Below are 17,404 nucleotides of genomic sequence, written 5' to 3'. Positions count from 1 at the left end.
CCATACCCACAAACAATATTAAACAATTTTTGCAACCAAATGAGAAAGCCCTATTAAGAATAATTCCTAACAGGGCTTTGTAAAGTATTTTTGAACCATAAAACTAATTAAATTAATTAAATACGCGCCACTCCCAAAAAAAGAGCATGTAAGGCTATAACCATCACCAGAAAAACCCTGCGAGAAGTACCGGCATTTATGAAGGGCAAACTATAACCAAGACTGGAGCCGGAGCAGCTCGAAATACAATCGCCGCAAAGAGTGCAGGAAAGACCGGGACGTCCGGCTTCGATGTCTTTCGGTTGAAGAGCGCCGTAGCGACAGGCCCTGCTGCACTTCATACATTTGCAGCAATCAGCGGAAATCTTCATCCGCCACAAAGAGATACGTCCCAGCAGATTGGAAACTATCCCCATGGGACAGAAAGTCGTGCAGTGGATCATCATCCCCATTCTGCGTGAGATAAACAGCATGATCATTATGCCCAGTAAACCGAACAGAGCCGCGGACCAGACTGCGAAAAAAGAGGAAACTCCCGCTGCCCGCATTGCCCACGCGCAAAGAACTACCAGCACCAGTAATACGAGCCGAACCCAGATCAACCGGGAATTGAAATCCTTTGCCGGCCTTAATTTACCGATGCGGCTACATTGGTCGTCCCATGCTCCGATATAGCAAAGATGGCTGCACCACGCCGGACCCACCAAAAGAACTGACACAGTAAAAAGGATGGGCATGAAAAAACCGGAACCGCGATAAACCGGTCCGGCGGCGATGAGAGCAGGCACGGGAAGATGCAGCTTTCCAGTCATCAAGAATTGTTCGAATCCTGAAAGGCCGAGAAGTAGCTGTCCGAAAAAGACCAGCGAAAACAAAGCCCATATGCGCGGACGCATAGCCTTCGCCCCTTCCGGCTTATACATCCTGCCGCCCAGCCACGAAGCATAAAAGGCCAGCAGGAAAATCTCCGCCCTGCCCCACCCCGGGAAGAAACGGTCCGCAAGTAGAATGGGGAAATGCACCTTGTTGCGGGTAATTTCCAGCAACAAGGCAGCCAGCAAAAAGATGGAAGCCCGAAACCAGCCCTGCTCTTCAGCGCGATTGAATCTCGCTCTCCCGGATGGGGAAAAACAATATACACAGACAAAAAGTGTAAAGGAATACAACGCCCCCATAATCAAAGCCAGCCTGATCCATTCTCCTCCGGTATTTACCCGCAGAGCTATCAGCGCAGCCCCCTTTTCCAGCCAGAGAAGCGATCCGCAACCCAGCAATACTCCGGTGATATTACCGGCCCATCGCTCCCGGCTGAACGCCAGTCCCGCCGCACCGAGGATAAAAAAGACAAGACCGTAATCGCCGCCACGCAGTGCATGCGCGCCCAGCATCAGGTAAGCGAAAGATATAAATAAAAGTGTTGTCATTTATTCCAGCAGAAGTTTATCGTGCCCGACCCGTTCCATGACCCAGCCGAAACGTTTGCCGTCCACGTAATTCTCCATCCATATTTTCATGCATCTGGAAATAAGGTCCAGTGCTTCATCACTGGTAAAGACACCGGGCAGTTCAGTAGCCAGACGGGGATGACGGCCCAACCTGCCTCCGACCAGAAAACGCCAGCCACTGCGGGAGCAGGAGATGACCTCGGTGGGACAGACATTAACACAATATCCGCAGACCAGACACTTCTCACGGGTAATAACGATTTTTCCGTCGACCATTTGCATAGCTTCATCAGGACAGTTACGCACACATTCCTCACAGCCCACACAGCCTTCGTGCTCGATAACTGGCACACAGGACCGTATTAACCCGATATCTGCAATATGCGGTCTGGAACATCCGTTCGGACATGCTGCCGCGCTGACTGAAACCATTTTATGCCTGGAAATTTTCTCCCCGAATCTATTTTTCAAGAATTCCGGCCAACCACTGGTATCGATTGTTTTTTCAATACGCTGCGCAAAATCTTCGTCTATAAACAAGGCAAAACGACATCCTTCATCACCTGACCCGCGGCAGACATTTATTTCAGAGACTTTATTCATGATATTTCCTTTCTTCATTTTATCAGTTAGTTGAGTATAGAGTAATTTTTAGACATAGAACCTGACTTAAGTCATTTATTGAACACCATTAATTATAAAAGAATATTGTAATGAAAAAGACACATGATCTTGACAAAATAAGCCTCTTCGCAGGGCTAAGCGCTGAACAACAGAGAAAATTGGAACTTATTCTTGTCCCCCGTGAGCTTAAAAAAGGGGAACAGATTTTCACAGCCGGTAGCGATGCCACTGGTTTTTATTCCATTGAATCAGGAAAAGTGAAAGTTTACCGTGAGTCGCTGGCTGGTAAGGAACAGATCATCCATATTTTCGAGGGGGGAGATATTTTCGGAGAAGTTCCTGTATTTCAGGGAACCCGTTATCCTGCAAGCGCTGTAACCCTTACTAAAGCAAGGTTGCTCTATTTTCCACGTGATCGCTTTGAAAAGGTCATCCGTGAAGATCCGGACCTTGCCATGTCCATGCTGGCCCTGCTTTCAGGCAGATTGCGCCAGTTGGTCAATCAGATCGCAGCGTTGAGCTTAAGTGAAGTTCCGGCCCGGCTGGCCAGTTATCTGCTGCTGCTCAGGTCCACACAAAATTCAAACATTCTTGAACTGGACCTGCCCAAAGGGCTGATCGCATCATATCTGGGAACCATTCAGGAAACCCTTTCCCGTGTTTTCAAAAAAATGAGCGAGCAGGGATTGATAAAAGTTGAGCGCAAGACAGTTGAAATAATCGATGAAGCCGCATTGGAATTAATCGCCAGTGGAGAACAGCAGCTTTAAGCGCCGCATTTGTAAATCTTATTCAAATCCTCGCGAGACTGCCTTACCAGCGTGGCTATCTGCGGCTTGGAATACTGCCGGTTAGCCCCTACAGCTTCCCCTTTGTGCAGCAGATCGTCAGTGATCAGGGATGAAAAGAGATATACAGTCAGATCACGCAGATTCGGATCTTCCTTGATGCGTTTCGTCAGGGCATGGCCGTCCATTCCGGGCATTTCAATATCGGAGACAACCAATTGGACGAATTCGGAGACATGCATCCCTGTTTTGCCGACTTTCTCTGAAATTTCTTTAAGGGCTTTCCAGATTTCAAGGCCGTTAGGGTAAGCCTCAACCTCAAAACCACCCCGTTCCAAAGAGAGTTTAACCAGATTACGCATGGAACGTGAATCGTCGGCACACAACGCCTGATAGACGCAATCTATTGATTCTTCAACCTCGTTGATGGCGGCTTTATCCCGCTCCGGATTGAGGTCTTCCATTGCCTGCTCCAGATCAAGCACCTGCAGAATACGGTCAGGATCGGTAAGTTTGACCGTTCCGATGATGGTTCCTTCGGCGTATCTGGCCATGTTACCTTGTAAAGACTCAAGCTCCTGCCAGCTTATCCGGTGTATCCGGTTGACCCCGGAAACAAGGAATGCGCTGACAACTTCATTAAATTCCGTAATCAAAACCATGCGCTGGTCTTTGGCAACCGGTTCCATACGCAGCCAGCCGCTTAAATCTATAAGCGGGATTACCGATCCCATAAACTCAAACAGGCCCAGAACCAGAGGATTCTTTGTATCAATATCCGGTGCAACCTGATCTGCGGAGCCGTGCTGTTTGCGACCGGAAAAATTTTTCAGGTCGTTTTCGCGGATAATCTTTTTCACTTTCGCGACATTCAGCCCGAAAGACCAGCGTTTATAACTGTCACCACTACCTTCATCCAGATAGAGTTCCAGAAGTTCCACCTCATTTGTGCCGGACTCAAGCAGAATTTTGCTACCCGTCATTACTGGACATCCCCTCAATTCGCTTTAAAATCTTCATCGAATTTTTAAACACAATTAACCAATTACCGTACCTGTTGGCTCCAGTCCAGCCTTCTAACTAAAAAACACCATATCATAACAAAATTAACAATTTAATCTATGTTTAAGCTCTTTCAACATATCCGCGAAGACTGACTCCCATTCCCCGGCTTTTTTCTGGCGGAAAAGTGTCATACTCGGATACCACGGAGAGTCCTTACGTTTACGCATCCAGCGCCAGTCCGGATTATAAGGAATAGCTACCCAGACCGGGATGTTCAGTGCTCCGGCAAGATGCGCAACTGATGTATCCACGGTAATAATCAGATCAAGCTGCTTCATTACCTTGGCGGTATCAGCAAAATCAGAACATCCGTTACCCAGATCCCGCACCAGCAGGCCAATACCGAACTTATCACGCTGAGCCGTTTCCGGTCCTTTTTGCAGGGAGTACAGCGATACTCCGGGAATGGTAGCAAAAGGGAAAAAATTTTCGATACTTACCGAACGGTTATGATCATTTTTATGTGTCGGCTTCCCGGCCCAGGCAATGCCGATCTTAAACTTGGTTCCCTCCGGAATATGCACCGGAAAACCGGCCTGTGCGGGAGCCTTGATATAAGGACAATCGCGGGGGATGCTTTTAATATCGTGCTTTAAAATACGTGGCAGACTCAGCAAAGGTGACTGCACATCAAAATCCGGCAGCCTTTCACCGGCACTGAGAATGTCATCAATGCCTTCCATGCCTTTAAGCAGGGAAACCAGCTCAGGCTGACACTCAAAGACCACTTTGCCGCCCGCCTCAGCCACAAACGGCAGGTAGCGACAAAAATGGATGGTATCTCCGAAACCCTGTTCACTGTAGATGAAAATAGTTTTACCGCTCAGTGGCGAACCGTCCCAGACTGGCTGGCGGAAATGGCGGGAGGTAAGTTCTTCACGCGTCCAGCGGTTTTCATAAAGATCAAAACCGGTTACAAAGTCACCTTTGGCAAGCAAAGCCAGTGATTTATCCCATTTAACGCGCGAATCATCAGGATTGTGCTTCAGGCAATGGTTAAAAAGACGCACAGCTTCATCAAGCTTGCCTAAATCCTGTAATACCAACCCCAGATTATAATACGCGTCGATAAATTTACGATCCAGTTCAATGGCCCGGCGATGGCAGTTCACGGCCTCTTTGAGTCGTCCCATCCTTCGCAGAACATTACCGAGATTACTGAAAGTACCGGGACTTTCCGGCTTAACCGCGATGGCCCTGCGGTAGCAGGTTTCCGAGGCTTTAAATTTACCCAGTTCACGCAGGCTGACCCCCAGGTTGGTCAACAGCAGCGGATCATCAGGCATTAAATTCAAAGCAATTGAATAAAGCGCGACAGCCTCATCATATCTGCCTGCGGTGTGCTCCTTTATCGCTGAGATGAAACATTCCCTGACCTTTGGCGGGACTGTATCAATCCAGTTCGGTCGCTTTTTACCCGGCTTATCGGGGCCCGATTTTGTCTTCATCGTTCCCTCATGGCATAGCTCATTGAACCCATGAAAGGCTCAAGGATATATTCCATCACAGAACGGGTTCCGATATGGATGCCCGCTATAACCCGGATACCGGGGAAAAGCTTATAGTAGTTACCGTCGTGCTCGAAATAATCTTTACCGGTCTCGATACGTACCCGGTAGTAGGTCACTCCCCGGTCAGTTGAATCGGCATCAGGGCTGATGTTAACCACTTTACCGTCAATGTTTCCAAAGCGTGATGCATCGCTTGAAGCCAGCTTTACCACCGCCTTCTGCCCATCCTTGACGTAACCGATATCGCTGATGGGCAGGCGGGCCTCAATTACCAGTTTATCACCCGCCGGCACAATATCCATGATCGTCAAACCGGGTCTGACAACTTCCCCTACGCTGACCACGTACAAAGTTTTGATAACACCATTCACAGGGGAACGGATGACTGTCCGGCTGAGGTTATCCGCAAATTTGCGCTGCCGCTGCGAAAGCTCATCAAATTCCCTGCGGTCTTCCTGCAACTCTTCACGTACTGACGCCAGATAGGAATTTCTGATTTCTCCGATCTCCGCCTTGGCCTGCGCCAATGCTGAACGGGCTTTGCCAAGCTTTGCCGAGTCTTCTTCAATGGAGCTTTTAAGCTTTGACTCCTCCTTGAGAAAACCGAGATGTTTATAGCGGGATGTCAATCCGTCTTCCAGTAATCCGGCACTGATCTTGATCTGCTCACGCAGCAGTTTCAAACTTTGCCGGGAATTGCGCTGCCGGGACGAAATCTGTTTGATATCCTGTTCGCGCTGCTTAATTTTTTCCTTTTCGGAAAGTAAATCGCTCTCCAGACGGGCCTTACGGGTCTGAAAAAGCTTCAGGGAGCGCTTAATCAGGATCGGAAATTTTTCTTTGATGTCTTCTGGATAGTTAGGTTGGGCAAGTTCTTTATCTTCTGCCTCCAGACGGGCGATATTAACACGCAGGGAGGTGACGCGAACCTCAAGTTCCTCCACTGTGGAATCACTTGCAGTAGCTTCAAGAACAATCAGCTCCTGACCTTTTGTAACAGCCTCACCTTCACGGACATTTATCTTCCTTATGATTCCGCCCTCAAGATGCTGCACCGGCTTGACCCGTGAACTGGGGATAACCTCACCCTGAGCCTGACTTACTATATCCAGCTTGAAAAAACAGGCCCAGCCAAAAAACAGCAGACACATTGCCACACACAAAAAAAGGAAAAAATGGCTGGCAGCCTTTACTTCACCGGAATATTCCTTATTCATTCCGCTCACTGCGCACCTCCGTCTGTGGAAGATTCAGCTTTTGCGGCCTGTGCCTTTTTTTTGGGGAAAAGCACCTGTGGCTTTGGTTTTCGGCCCAGATCAATAATAATATCGGCCCGCTGCATCAAACGCATATCCTGAGAAACTATGATTAGAGTCTTCTTGGCCTTGGCCATGCTCTGGATAAGCATATCCATGACCCGCAAGCCTTCAATATCAAACCCTTCGGCGGGTTCGTCCAGTACGGCCACCGCTCCCTGTACGGAGAGCGCGCGGGCAAGGGCCAGCCTGCGCCTGATACCCACAGCAAGCTCAGCACCTCCGTTGACGACTTTCGCTTCCAGCCCCTCAACACTGGTATCGAGGTATTTCTTAAGCCCGGCGATTTCAACCACACGCTTAAGTCTCTCGTCATCCATTTCCGGATTATTCAGGCAGATATTTTCCCTGATGGTCGCATTAAGAAAAGTCGGTTCCTGCGGAAGGTACATAACCTGCCTGCGCCACCACGGAGCGGAAAGCTGACGCAGATCCACTCCACCGGCCAGAATCTGACCACGCCCGGGCTCAATGAGTCCAAGCAGCAATCGCACAAGCGAGGTCTTCCCGGCACCATTATGCCCGGTGACAATCACTATATTTCCCGGCTCAATACGCACATCCAGCCCCTCAAAAAGAGGACCGGTGGAACCGGGATAGGCAAAACCGAGATCCTTGATTTCAATGGCTCCCCGGTAATTCTTCAATTCGGTTCCGGTCTCCGATTCAAGAGGCTGGCGGACAAATTCATGCAGGGAATGCATCATCTGCCCGGCCTGAGCGATCATAATCCGTGATTTCATGAAAGAAGCGGAAACGGCAAGGGCCTTGCCTGACAAAATAGAAACACCGATCAGCCCGCCTGTACTCATCTTTCCGGCCACAACTTCATGCGCGCCCAAGGCATAAATCATTACCCGCAGAAGCATGGAGATACTTTGCAAAACGGCCTGTCCGCGTGTTCCGCCGTGGACCATATCCCGTTTAATCTGTTGCAGCTTTTCCATCTGTGCGTGAAAAATACCGGTCAGGAATGCCCGTCCGCCGAAAGCGCGAACTGTGTCCGCCCCGCTTATCGCGTTGGCAAGATTGCCCCGGTGAACGACTGATTCTTCGCGCATTACATCATTCATCTGCCTGCTGCGCCGCATATTCATCCAGCCCGCAAGCAGGGAGCAGACGATGGCAAGCATAGTGACAAGGGCAAGCACGGGACTGAGGAAAAAAACCGCCCCGACAAAAAGGATGAAAAAAGGCATATCCAGCACGGAACAGATTACTGAAGCATCATACCCGGACTGCACCACCTGAATTCCGCTCATGAGCTCATGAATCCGGGCCGGTGGAATACGGCTGAGAGTAGCCATTTTTACACGGGCAAGACAGCCGAGAACGGTATCGGCAAGCATTCTATCCGGTCCCACGTTAATGGCTGAAGCAATCCTCATGCGGACCAGTGTAAAGCCGTGATTCAAGGCACCGGCAATGAGAACACCGGTCGTGAGAGTAATCAGGGTTCCGTCAAAACCGTACCCTACATAACGGTTCAGAACCTGAATAACAAAGATAGGAGAGGCAAGTGACAGGATATTAATAAAGAACGAAGAGAGGCAAATTTCAAAAGCCAGAAATGGATGTAACGATAATCGTCTGAGCAGCTCCCTCATACAATCGGTCCCCTATCCTTATTCAGGATGTAAAAATCAATTTCCCGGAAAGAGAAAATTCCATGGGCATGCACACATGGAATTTTCGAAAAGAATTTTGAAATAATGTTCTGGTCTTAATCGAAAACATCAATATTCATCATACCCATTTCGTACAACAACTTATACGCGTAAATAATATTATCAATATCAGCGGTTACGCTGGCGCTGGTAGCGGTGGAGTAATCCCTTTCACCAACAAGAATATCCAGTAGTTCGACCTGTTCGCCTGTAGCTCTTTTCTTCTTGATAAGTTCGAGAAATTCGGCAGTGATGTTGGCCTGAGTCCTGTACAGCTCTGCATTCTTGCGCAGGGTCATAAGCTCAAGCCATGCATTGCGCACATTTTCTTCTACAGTACGCCGGGTATCCAAAGTGGTTTTGCGGATTTCACGAAGATTGGACTTAGCCGCCTGCATGCCTTCATATTCATAAAGGCCGCTAAAACCGGAGTAGCTGACCTTGAATGTAGCTTTATTCTCCATTCTTACCCCGGAAGCACCCTGATCCTGTTCCCTTCTCTTACCTTCAAGGGAAAAATCAAACCTGGGATAAAGAGTCGCTTCCTGAACACCTACGTCATGACTCAGCCTTTCCTTACTGAACTTAAGCTGCATAAGCAGAGGATTCTGAGATTCCGCCTGTGCAATGGCATCGTCAAGTGAAGCGGGCATGTAGGTAGCCGGCATATGGACCGGAACCATCTTATTTATTTCCGCCTGGGTAACGGGAAAGCCGAAAACAGCTTTGAACCGGTTGCGTGCGGTCTGCAGAGACCGCTCTACAGTTACCCGGTATGAAGTTGCCCCGGCAAGCTGCGCTTTGATCTGGAGTTCCTTGTAGGATAACCCCGCACCGCGCTTTACCAGAGTTTCTTCCATGCCGGAAAGACGTTTCATACTCTCTTCAGACTGGACGGCATATTTCAGGGTTTCGCGCGCACGGATAAGGCCGAGATAGGCTTCCACACCCTGAATAAGCAATTCCTGACGAGTCTGTTCAAGAACGGCTTTGTATTCATTCAGCAAAGCCTTGGTACTGTCGATGTTACTGTTGACCCCGCCGAAATCATATATGAGCTGATTGGCTTCAATACGTTCTTCGTTGCGGCCTTTGTTGGTTCCGCCGCCGGGCTTGTCAATTTCCTCACGTCCGCCCTCGACCGAAACATTAAACGAGGGAGTCCATCCTGACCAGCTCTGGGAGACAAGGTGCTCAGTAGATTCTACACGGGCTTCAGCAGCCTTGATGCGGTCATGCGTAGAGAGAAGATCATTCAGAATACTTTTCAGATAAGGCGCACCGTCAACCTGCTCCGGATTCATCGAAGCCATCTCCGGCTGCGCAAAGGCAGCTCCGCAACACGCAAACAGCAAAAGTGTCGCCAGACTGAAAATTATGCTTACCCTCTTCATCAAAACCATCACCTCCCAAAAAAAGAACTATATTAATATGATGCAGCACATTTTATTTCATTATGACACATAATTATATTTTATATATAAATTTTATTGAAAAATCCAGATGATTCATACATATATATATTATTCGCATTAATATATATAACACAATTTAAACTATTTTCGGGAAAAAAATGCTGGGTATCCTTAAAAAAATTTCAGTCTCAGACTCCTTATACCTGATCGTTACCGGACTGGCGATCTCAATTCTGGTTGCGACCCTGTATATATTCCAGCCTCCCATCCTACAGTTCGTTGATTATAAAATTTACGACCAATACATGCGCTCAAGTTCAGTGGGCCAGAAGACCAGCATTCCGGTAATTGTTGATATTGATGAAGAAAGCCTCGCCGAACTTGGCCAATGGCCGTGGCCCCGTTACCGCATGGCCCTGCTTCTGGCAAAAATTCAGCAGGCCGGAGCACTCTCCACCGGGCTTGATATACTCATCGGTGAACCGGACCGGACCTCGCCGGCCAACATCAGAAACAGCCTGCGTCAGGAACTGGGGGTGACTGTCGACTTCAAAGGGCTCCCCAAGGGTTTGATGGACAATGATAAAGTCCTCGCCGACATACTTAAACAGGGACGTTTTGTACTCGGCTTCTATTTTGATTTCCTGGAACAGGAAAAAGCCCCATCAGTGCATGATCTGCCCTGCTTTGCCAAGCCCGTATCCATCGCCCAGATACGCGCCAAAGGAGCACCGGAACTCAAATATCTTACCCTGAATGCACTGGATGCTATCTGCCCGCTTCCCGTGCTTGCCAAAGCCTCCCCCCTGTGCGGATTTTACAACACCATCACCGACTACGACGGCGTAGTCCGCCGGGTCCCCCTGATTATCACCTACGATGGAAAGCAGTACCCCAGCCTTGCCCTCGCCACACTCATGAAAGCAATCGGACGTAAAAATATCCTTGTCAAAACCAGCTCCATCGGCATCGAATCCATCAGGCTCGGAAAAACCACCATTCCCGTGGACTCCAAAGGTCAGATGATGATCCGCTACCGGGGCGGTATGAAGGAATTTCCATATTACAGTGCCAAGGACATACTGAGCGGTAAAGTAGGAGAAAAAGAACTCAAGGGTAAAATCGTTTTCATGGGAACCTCCGCGGCAGGACTACGCGATTTAAGGGTTACTCCATTTGTATCTGACTATCCGGGAGTTGAAGTTCACGCCACCATCGTTGATAATATTCTGGCCAAAAATTTCATTCTCAACCCGGACTGGGTACCGGGGCTGGAGTTGCTGCTGGTGATTGCGGCGGGCATAGCTTCCATGATTCTGCTTACGTGGTCCCGCTCCCTGTGGATGATCCTGCCCATAGCAGGTCTCGGCACCGCCATAGTTTACGGATCAATCCATATTTTCAGGCAATACGATGCATACCTCACGCCCATGTATTCACTCATAGCACTGGCCCTGAACTTCACCCTGCTGACGCTGATTAAATTCTGGCGCGAAGAAGGACAGAAAAAATTCCTGCAAGCGACCTTTTCATCTTATCTGGCACCGGAACTAATCGACGAGATGTTCTCCAACCGCGAAATGCCGGAACTGGGCGGCGAAGCAAGGCAGGTAACAGCCTACTTCACCGACATCCAGAGCTTCTCCACTTTCTCGGAAAAGCTGACCGCATCGCAACTTGTCGAACTGCTGAACGAGTACCTCTCGGTGATGACCGACATCCTCATTGAAGAAAAAGGAACCCTCGATAAATACGAAGGAGACGCCATCATAGCCTTTTTCGGAGCGCCTATGGATGTACCGGACCACGCCCTGAGAGCCTGCCGGGTTGCGGTAAAAATGCAGCAGGCCGGTCTGGAACTCCGGGATAAATGGGCCAATGAAATTCAGCTTCCCGATGAACCGGACCGCAACACCAAAAACTTCCCCGAAGAACAATGGGCCAAGGGCGAAAAATGGCCCAAAGTAGTCCACAATATGCGCACAAGGATAGGTGTGAACTCCGGTGAGATAGTAGTCGGAAACATGGGTTCATCCATGCGTATGAACTATACCATGATGGGGGACGCGGTTAACCTCGCCGCCCGTCTGGAAGAAGGCGCAAAACAATTCGGTATCTTCACCGCTGTTTCCCATTTTACACTGGATCAGGAAGTGGAAGTAGACGGAGAAACCCACAAAATCATTGATTTAGTGGAAGCTAGACTTATCGATAACATTCAGGTTGTCGGCAAAAATGAACCGGTGCGCATCTACGAGCTGGTAGCCATGAAAGGCGGCCTGACCGAAAACGAAGAAATACTCTTCGACCTATTCGCCAAAGCGAGAGAAGAATACGTGGCCCAGAACTGGGACAAGGCCATCGAAATCTACACCGAGGCCAATAAATACGAGCGTTTTTCCGACACCAAACACACTCCCTGCGAGGTATTTATCAAGCGCGCAGAAGAGCACAAAATCAATCCCCCGGTGCCGGATGGCGAAATCTGGGACGGGGTTTATCGGATGACTAAGAAGTAGTTTTCAATTCTTGTAAAATTGATTCAAACTGCCCGGACAGTTCCATAAATTCTGGACTGTCCGGGTATTTTTTGCAAATTTCCCGGAATATAGTAAGATATTCTTCTGCTTTTTCAGGCTGTTCTGCTTGCTGAAACAGGAGGCACAAACTACCCGCACCCTTGGCCTGCGCCAAAACAACATCAGGCGTAGAAAGATCAGAAGAAGCAAGCTTTTGCAGATCGGCATAGAGAGACAGGGCCTTATCAAACTCTTGAACCTTCCCGTAATCATTGATCAGATTAAACGCCCCCATAGCCTGGGGCAAAACAATATCAGGCGTAGAAAGATCAGAAGAAGCAAGCGATTGCAGGTCCGCATAGAGAGACAGGGCTTTATCAAACTCTTGAGCCTTCACGTAAGCATTGATCAGATTAAACGCCCCCTTAGCTTGTCGCAAAACAACATCAGGCGTAGAAAGATCAGAAGAAGCAAGCGATTGCAGATCGGCATAGAGAGACAGGGCCTTATCAAACTCTTGGGCCTTCACGTAAGCATTGATCAGATTAAACGCCCCCATAGCCTGGAGCAAAACAACATCAGGCGTAGAAAGATCAGAAGAGGCGAGCTTTTGCAGGTCCGCATAGAGAGACAGGGCTTTATCAAACTCTTGAACCTCCCCGTAAGCATTAATCAGATTAAACGCACCCTTAGCCTGTCGCAAAACAATATCAGGCGTAGAAAGATCAGAAGAAGCAAGCGATTGCAGATCCGCATAGAGAGACAGGGCTTTATCAACGCATTGAGCCTTCACGTAATCATTGATCAGATTAAACGCCAGTAAAGCCCAGGCATATACTGATAATTTATTCAAATGATCAGGTTTACCAGACAGTTGTGAAAAATTAACATGGTCAAAATAATCCTGCCTGACCCTGTCTAAAAATTTCACTGTATCAAATGGAGCAGCACTCCAAGCAGTCTTTAAAATATCTCTACGATATTTATTTAATCCCGTGTCTTCATCATCTTTCAAAAATTCAAGCACAAAAAGCTCACCGACTAAGTCCGGCTCCCAAGACGAAATTATTTGATTTTTTTTTGTTTCATTTGAATCTTGTATAACTTTGCAATTCAAAGCTTTGAAACGATCTTTATCCTCAGCCAGTTTCTTAAAGGAAGTAACGCACTCCGGCAGCGTTAAATCATCCGCAGTCGATATTCCATCAACAATTGTTGCTAAGGCTAGCAGAGCCTTATCCGCCTCAGTAACCCCGCAAGGAGTCCAAAACTTCTTCTCTTCCCTCTTTATAACGCTATACAATAGGGACTTACGTGAATATTCCCTTCCGCAGCCGCCCTTTGCCCGTGCATCGGCATAATATGCGGCAAAAAGTGGACGCATGGACGCATCAATCTCATGCAATTCCGATAAATGATCCGACCATGATTCCGGCTTTTGTTTCCCTTCCTCGGAATAAAAAAACTCCAATATCCCCTTTGCAACATTTTCATCGGATTTGTTCAGAAGGTAATGGAAATCAGCAAAACGTGTATGCCGAAAATCGTCATCATCGTAAAGATCCCCAATCTTATGCCCGGAACTGTCACGATCCAGAACAAGCACCCTGACACCGAAATCAAAATCCCGGTCACTCAACTGTCCCAGAATCTCTCTCAAACGTTCTTCATCCTTGGAGCCATAGTCGATGACTAGTAAGGTCGGCTGGCTGGGAATCCAATTTTCAAAATCAAATTTAAGGTTACGGAGAATCCCAGCACGATAGGCAACGCCGTTACGCAGACAAAACTCAAGGCTCAACCTGCTTTTGCCTACACCGCCGGGCCCTACCAGCGCATGCCAGCAAAACATTTTGTCGCTGTTAAGGAACTTCTGCAACATATCCAGTTCCTTCTCTCTACCGACGAAAGGAATATACTGGGACCGGTAAATAAACCGGGACCGCTCATCATCACTTTCATAAACGCTCTTGAACTGGGGCTGGGGCTTGAGCAGGCCCTTGATAAAATCAAGATCAACCTGCATAGCATCCAGCGTATCCAATTGTTCGAAAGCAGCCTGCAAATCGAGCGCAAGCTCCTTGCGGTACTGCTTGTCACCCTTGGCACGATTGATATCCCCTTGTAATCTGCCCTTGAGATCCTCTTCAGCCTGAATTCTCTGTCCGGTCTTCGTGCGGAGGTCATCCAGTCTATCAAGAAATTCTTTCGCCCACGCAAAATCATTAATCTTACTAATCAGCCTGTTCTTCATCACGTCAGTCATAATCTTCCCGGCAGCTTTTCCACAGCCCAGAATCAGAGGCGTGATCAGCCTCAAACCGACCATTACCTGCCAGCGCTTAAAGCCATGCTCGGCTACCAGCCAATCGGCAATATGCTTGGAAACATCAATATCAGACAACCACTTGGAAAGATTTTCAGACTCAGCAAGCGACTTAAGCTGCGTTTCAACATCAAATATATCAGAATCATTTTTATCAGGCATAGCTAACCAGTATTCCAACACAAAATTATTTTCAAGTACCACTCTTAAAAAACAAATCCCCCTGCCGCATCACGGCAGGGGGATTCTTACTTTTATCACTACGTAAAACGCAAATAAAAGTTTTTGGGATTCTTAAACCCTTTTGCAAAAGGGTTTAAGGCCCTCGGCAGAGCCGCCGGAGGCATTACTTCACCCGGAAAACCCGCGCTCCCTCGGAACTATCCTCTACATTGAAGCCGAGCTCCAGAAGCTTATCACGGAGTCCGTCGGCAGTGGCGAAATCTTTTTTTACACGGGCGATTTCGCGTTGTTCCAGTATATCTTTAACCTCTTCGGGCAAGGCCGAAAACGGTACGGGCATGGCCTCGTGGTCAAGAATGCCTAGAATATCGTCCACTTCAACAAGCTGTTCAAGACAGAATGCAGCTTCTTTGGCGGAAAGTTTCCCTCTACTCAGCTGGGAATTAATGGTTTTGGTAAAACTGAACAGAATCGGCCAGAAGCGATGCAGCTTGAGGTTATCGTTAAGGGCCTGTGAAAGGCCGGACTTTAAGGTAAAAACCTCCTGATCGATATCTTCGGAAACCTCACCGGAATCACCAGCGTGTATGCTTAGCCCAGCGGCGAGATCCTGCAATTTCTGCTGATTCTTAACCCACATGGAAATGGACTGATCGCTGCACACCAGCGGCTTCTTATAAGAAGAGGAAAGCATCCACATACGCACTGCTATGGGCTGGCCGGATTGCTCGATGAGTTCATCTACGCATGGCAATACCGGTCCTCCGGGCAATACGGGCTGTGCTACCATCCAAGCCTGCGGGGATACTCCGGCCCCGGCCCAGATGGCGCGCAGGTTTTCCAGATGCGGAAAGCGATGGATTTCCCCGGCCAAAACAAGGCTTACTCCGGGCAGTCCCTCAAGAGCGGTCACCGCCTGCTGCATAAACCAGCTGGGCCGCACGTTGCCCCACTCGGTCTCGATGATATCACCGAGCTTTAAATCCTGCAGGGTCGCCCGCTTGAGCAGGGTGAAATCGCGCGGGTTCTCCTTGACGTAATCATCCATATCCACAGTCTTGCCGAGGCTGACCTTATCGATATCCATATTGGACATCTGACCGTAGCCCTTGTCGCGGGAAATATCGAAATAAACGGAACGCAGTTTTTCGTAACCCAGACCATGAGCCAGCAAAGCCCGGCATAGCTCGACGGTGCGGTCAACGGATTCGGAAGCCCGCTCGAAACGCATGGACTTGCGCACGCCCAGCAGGTGTGCTGCCTTACGCACGGCAATTGTTATTTCGCGTGAAAAAGTCTCCCGACCGACGCCGCGCTCACGGGAAGCGGCCAGCGTCTGATCCTCAAGATCAGCAAGACCGACCAGCGCTGAGACCTTCGCCCCTTCGCGATCAAGATAGCGGGCAAGCACATCAAGCAGCACTATACGACGGAACACCTCGGGATCGTAAGGATTATCGAAAGAGGGGCCCATGGTGAATAACCCTGTTTCCGCTTCTGAGATGGAAAGGACCCGATCTTCTCCGCTGCTCTGGTCAAATAACTTCGGTCCCTTGAGAACCTGCGGACGAAACAGGGGCGTGGAAAGATACCGCTCACCGCCATCGGGGAAAATGGTGACTACCAATCCCTCTTCTATTTCAGATGCAATGGCAGCTGCTCCGGCCATGGCTGCACCGGAACTCATACCGACAAACACGCCTTCCTCTTTAGCCAGCCTGCGGCAGGTTTCAAAGGCGTCATTATCCTGCACCCGGATCACGCGGTCCAGTTTCTGTTTATCGTAAATACCGGGAGGATAAGATTCCTGCATATTTTTGAGACCCTGAATCTTGTGCCCCGGCTCAGGCTCCACAGCGATCATCTGGATATCCTTGTTCAACTCCTTGAGTCGCTTGGTAATCCCCATGACCGTTCCGGTGGTACCGAGGCAGGCGACCACGTGAGTCACTTTACCTTCTGTCTGATCCCAGATTTCCTGCCCGGTACCTTCATAATGCGCTTCTATGGAAGCCTCATTGTTGTACTGGTCCATCAGCAAATATTTCTGAGGCTCTTCACGATAAAAACGGTAGGCCTGTTCAATAGCACCATCAGTGGCAAGATGACCGGGAGTGAGCAGAATCTCAGCCCCGTATGCCCGCATGATCATTTTGCGTTCTTCGGAGGCAGTCTCGGGCATGATGAGCATCAGTTTGTACCCGCGCACTGCGCAGGCCATAGCCAGCCCGATACCGGTATTTCCTGAAGTAGCCTCGATGATAATTTTATCCGGGGTCAGCTCCCCGCTGCTTTCGGCCTTGCGGATCATGGCACCGGCTGCGCGGTCTTTAATAGATCCGCCGGGATTCATTGCCTCCAGCTTAGCCAGAATCTTGACATTTTTATTAGGATTAAGTCCCCGCATTTCAACAAGTGGGGTTCCTCCAACCAATTCAAGAATATCACGAGCAAACATTTTATTTAATCCTTTCAGGTAATTATCTTTAAAAAACAAAAAACAGGCTGCATCCTTTTTATTTCTGGCAACTATTTTGCAGTTGAA

At 48.8% G+C, this 17,404-nt stretch carries 11 protein-coding genes; 2 read left to right on the top strand and 9 right to left on the bottom strand.

The annotated features are described in order from the left end of the window. Window positions 1–116 precede the first annotated feature (116 nt). Window positions 117–1,424 carry a 4Fe-4S binding protein gene (locus ACKU35_RS09070; RefSeq protein ID WP_319765188.1) on the bottom strand — a complete coding sequence of 436 codons (1,308 nt, stop codon included), beginning with the start codon at window positions 1,422–1,424 and terminating at the stop codon, window positions 117–119. Further along, entirely contained in the window at window positions 1,425–2,048 is a 624-nt protein-coding gene (locus ACKU35_RS09065; RefSeq protein WP_319765186.1) for a 4Fe-4S dicluster domain-containing protein, read from the bottom strand. It lies immediately after the preceding gene. 110 nt (window positions 2,049–2,158) lie between these two features. On the opposite strand from ACKU35_RS09065, the gene ACKU35_RS09060 reads away from it, so the two are divergent. Next, window positions 2,159–2,839: a Crp/Fnr family transcriptional regulator gene (locus ACKU35_RS09060; protein ID WP_319765184.1), complete on the top strand. Its 681-nt coding sequence runs from the start codon at window positions 2,159–2,161 to the stop codon at window positions 2,837–2,839. Here ACKU35_RS09060 and ACKU35_RS09055 read toward each other — a convergent pair. The 5 genes from ACKU35_RS09055 to ACKU35_RS09035 all read right to left on the bottom strand — a co-directional run bounded on the left by ACKU35_RS09055 (window position 2,836) and on the right by ACKU35_RS09035 (window position 9,810). After that, window positions 2,836–3,840 carry a chemotaxis protein CheW gene (locus tag ACKU35_RS09055; RefSeq protein WP_319765182.1) on the bottom strand — a complete coding sequence of 335 codons (1,005 nt, stop codon included), beginning with the start codon at window positions 3,838–3,840 and terminating at the stop codon, window positions 2,836–2,838. The genes ACKU35_RS09060 and ACKU35_RS09055 overlap by 4 nt on opposite strands. 123 nt (window positions 3,841–3,963) lie before the next feature. Beyond that, window positions 3,964–5,370 (bottom strand): tetratricopeptide repeat-containing glycosyltransferase family protein, encoded by a 1,407-nt coding sequence (locus ACKU35_RS09050; RefSeq protein WP_319765180.1) that lies wholly within the window; start codon window positions 5,368–5,370, stop codon window positions 3,964–3,966. After that, window positions 5,367–6,650 (bottom strand): HlyD family type I secretion periplasmic adaptor subunit, encoded by a 1,284-nt coding sequence (locus ACKU35_RS09045; RefSeq protein WP_319765369.1) that lies wholly within the window; start codon window positions 6,648–6,650, stop codon window positions 5,367–5,369. Before ACKU35_RS09045 ends, ACKU35_RS09050 begins: the two co-directional genes overlap by 4 nt. A 5-nt stretch (window positions 6,651–6,655) precedes the next feature. Next, window positions 6,656–8,356, bottom strand: a complete 1,701-nt coding sequence (locus ACKU35_RS09040) for an ATP-binding cassette domain-containing protein (protein ID WP_319765178.1) — start codon at window positions 8,354–8,356, stop codon at window positions 6,656–6,658. A 116-nt stretch (window positions 8,357–8,472) separates the two neighbouring features. After that, the gene (locus ACKU35_RS09035; protein ID WP_319765177.1) at window positions 8,473–9,810 is read right to left on the bottom strand and encodes a TolC family protein; all 1,338 of its coding nucleotides are present in this window, start codon (window positions 9,808–9,810) and stop codon (window positions 8,473–8,475) included. A 179-nt stretch (window positions 9,811–9,989) separates the two neighbouring features. Here ACKU35_RS09035 and ACKU35_RS09030 point away from each other — a divergent pair, with 179 nt between their 5' ends. Continuing rightward, the gene (locus tag ACKU35_RS09030; protein ID WP_319765175.1) at window positions 9,990–12,350 is read left to right on the top strand and encodes an adenylate/guanylate cyclase domain-containing protein; all 2,361 of its coding nucleotides are present in this window, start codon (window positions 9,990–9,992) and stop codon (window positions 12,348–12,350) included. Here ACKU35_RS09030 and ACKU35_RS09025 read toward each other — a convergent pair. Both ACKU35_RS09025 and ACKU35_RS09020 read right to left on the bottom strand, forming a co-directional pair. Then, on the bottom strand, window positions 12,340–14,838 hold the full coding sequence (locus ACKU35_RS09025; RefSeq protein WP_319765173.1) for a hypothetical protein: 2,499 nt from the start codon (window positions 14,836–14,838) through the stop codon (window positions 12,340–12,342). The two genes, ACKU35_RS09030 and ACKU35_RS09025, sit on opposite strands and share 11 nt — an antisense overlap. Before the next feature lie 184 nt (window positions 14,839–15,022). Continuing rightward, entirely contained in the window at window positions 15,023–17,317 is a 2,295-nt protein-coding gene (locus ACKU35_RS09020; RefSeq protein ID WP_319765171.1) for a cysteine synthase, read from the bottom strand. Between the last annotated feature and the right edge of the window lie 87 nt (window positions 17,318–17,404).

This window comes from Maridesulfovibrio sp. (genome assembly GCF_963676065.1).
Lineage (GTDB): Bacteria > Desulfobacterota > Desulfovibrionia > Desulfovibrionales > Desulfovibrionaceae > Maridesulfovibrio.
This window is presented reverse-complemented; position numbering and strand designations above follow the sequence as displayed.